This window comes from Microbacterium sp. Bi128 (genome assembly GCF_918698205.1).
This window is the reverse complement of record NZ_CAKKMM010001106.1, coordinates 1-1,714: the sequence shown is the minus strand read 5'-3', so window position 1 is coordinate 1,714 and position 1,714 is coordinate 1. Positions and strand designations below refer to the sequence as shown.

Here is a 1,714-nt window from a genome sequence, read left to right as displayed (position 1 = left end):
CGCCATGGAAAAGCCGAGGCAAAAGCCGGCATCTGGATGAAGGCCGAGCAACGCGTCGGCGATTCCTACAGGCAGGAATCTTACGTTGGTCACGCGGAAGACATGCGGGACACCGTAGCTACCGGCGAGACCGTCTCCACCAAGTCAGGCACGTACACGGACTGCGTCAAGGTCTACGACTGGACGCCGCTGGAAAAGAACTCCCGGGAGTATAAGTATCACTGCCCCCAGATCGGTGCGCTGGCCCTTACCGAGGACCTGGAGACCGGCAGCCGGTCAGAACTCGTGAATGAAGTGCTGCCCTAGTCGTCCTACTTTTTGGGCCGGGGCTTAGAGACCTTCGGCTCCTTGGGCGGCAGCCCGGCCACGTGCTCAAACGCTTTCTCCACCCAGGCCCTGGCCCGCGCCTCATCGCCGTCGCCCTCGGCATTCCAGATCTCGGGCAGCCCGGTGTAGCCGCCCATCGGACGCTCGGCCGGCCCGAACGGAACGGTCCGCTCGGTGCTTTCAAGCATCTCCTTGTCCGCCTCGGCCAGCTTCACGCCGACGGTGGGGCCGAACAGGCCGGCGAACATGTTGCCGTGCACGAACGCCCCCAGGTTTCCGAACATTGGCTTGATGACCACGTCGGGATGGTCCGGGAGCACCGAGCGGAAGTGTTCCTTGTCGGCGTCGGACGCTTTCGGCATTTCCATGGGGGTTCCTCCGGTAACTGACGGTCGCGGCCTGGTCTTCCTGCAGGATATGCCCGCGGCCGGGCACGGGACAGGCGGGGCGCGCAGTCGGCTGGCGCGGTGCCGGACGGGTTGCCGCGGAGGGTGGCTCGACGGGGCCGTGGTAAATGGCGTCCGGAATCTCCTGTACAGTTGATTCTGTTGTTGTGTTTATGCAGTTCGTAGTTCAGGCAGTACGCAAGGTTGCAAGACCTTGTTCTTCTGAAGCAGCGGTTTTGAGCACCCCAAACAGGAGGACCCGAAAGTCGGGACAGTTCCTCCACCTTCACGAAGGACAAAAATAATGGCTACTGGTACCGTCAAATGGTTTAACGCTGAAAAGGGCTTCGGCTTCATTTCCCCCGATGACTCCTCACAGGACGTTTTCGCACACTACTCTGCGATCAACTCCTCCGGCTTCCGCTCCCTCGAAGAGAACCAGAAGGTCTCCTTCGAAACCGAGCAGGGCCCCAAGGGTCCCCAGGCCACCAACATCCAGGCTATCTAATTTCCTTTTAGATACCCGGGACCGTTAGGTTTCGAGCAGGGCCCGTCTTCGGACGGGCCCTGCTTTTTTTAACCCATCGGTGCTTCCAAGAGCAGGACGACGACGGCGGCGCGGCACCGCCGTCGACGTTCAGCTCCCGCGCAGCGGCCACGGACTCCACGAACCGACTACATCCCGCAGCCGGATCTCAGCCCCGTGGAGTCGGGCGGGGGCGACGGGGCCTGGTTCGCCACTACCGCTTTCCGAACCCGAGCCGTCGAACGCGCTGAGTGCGTATTCGCTCCACCGCCGGCTGCCAACCGGGTAGCGTTCGGTGTATCCGCCGGCCGCGACCGAGAGCACCGCCCGCTCCATCCGGTCTGCTGTTGTCTCAGCCGTCTCGTCGCACGCGTCGCAGCCGCACACGGGAAACGGGAAGTCGTGCAGCACGCCGGCGTGGACCACAACGCCCGGGTAGCCGGTCAGTACAAACGTCAATGGCGCCGCTCCGGAA

3 protein-coding genes and 1 pseudogene are annotated in these 1,714 nt (G+C 63.0%); 2 read left to right on the top strand and 2 right to left on the bottom strand.

The features are described 5' to 3' along the window. Positions 1–306, top strand: a pseudogene (locus LQV45_RS30225) (hypothetical protein); the annotation flags it as partial. Between the two features lie 5 nt (positions 307–311). Here LQV45_RS30225 and LQV45_RS30220 read toward each other — a convergent pair. Beyond that, the gene (locus LQV45_RS30220; RefSeq protein ID WP_230010896.1) at positions 312–695 is read right to left on the bottom strand and encodes a TfoX/Sxy family protein; all 384 of its coding nucleotides are present in this window, start codon (positions 693–695) and stop codon (positions 312–314) included. A 322-nt stretch (positions 696–1,017) separates the two neighbouring features. Here LQV45_RS30220 and LQV45_RS30215 point away from each other — a divergent pair, with 322 nt between their 5' ends. Next, positions 1,018–1,221 carry a cold-shock protein gene (locus LQV45_RS30215; RefSeq protein ID WP_011690916.1) on the top strand — a complete coding sequence of 68 codons (204 nt, stop codon included), beginning with the start codon at positions 1,018–1,020 and terminating at the stop codon, positions 1,219–1,221. A 129-nt stretch (positions 1,222–1,350) separates the two neighbouring features. On the opposite strand, the gene LQV45_RS30210 is transcribed toward LQV45_RS30215, so the two are convergent. Continuing rightward, positions 1,351–1,714, bottom strand: a 364-nt coding sequence (locus tag LQV45_RS30210; protein WP_230010894.1) for a DUF6226 family protein, incomplete at its 5' end; no start/stop codon positions are given.